The organism is Mesorhizobium sp. M4A.F.Ca.ET.020.02.1.1, assembly GCF_004022645.1.
GTDB lineage: Bacteria > Pseudomonadota > Alphaproteobacteria > Rhizobiales > Rhizobiaceae > Mesorhizobium.
The window spans coordinates 1-379 of sequence record NZ_RZOI01001442.1; the positions used below are offsets into that span (position 1 = coordinate 1).

General features: G+C 64.4%; 1 pseudogene. It reads right to left on the reverse strand.

Going from position 1 to position 379, the window contains the following annotated elements:
- Positions 1 to 219: pseudogene (locus EN742_RS37590) on the reverse strand (hypothetical protein); the annotation flags it as partial.
- Positions 220 to 379 lie beyond the last annotated feature (160 nt).

Here is a 379-nt window from a genome sequence, read left to right on the forward strand (position 1 = left end):
CTTGTCGTCCAGGCTCTTGCGCACCGCGTCGATCCAGCCGAAGCACAGCACGACGTCGATGGCCTGCTTCGGCGTGATCGAGGGCAGGCCGGAACCGACCTTGTGTAGCTTGATCCAGACCTCGGTCTCGCTGGCGTGGTGACGGGCGAGCCAGGCACGGAAGCGCCCGGGATCGGCGAATTCATGCACCTTGCCGGGATCGACTTTCACGGGCGGCATCAGACGGATCCTCGTTGCGCAGCGCCGAAACTGCCGATCTCCCCCTTCTGGAGGAGATCGGCAGCTTCAACCTCACTGCAGATGCGGCTTCCTGAGAAAGCTGTTGCGGTCGGCGGATTTCACGCGGAGCCAGGTTTCGCGGCCGTCGCGCACCACTCTG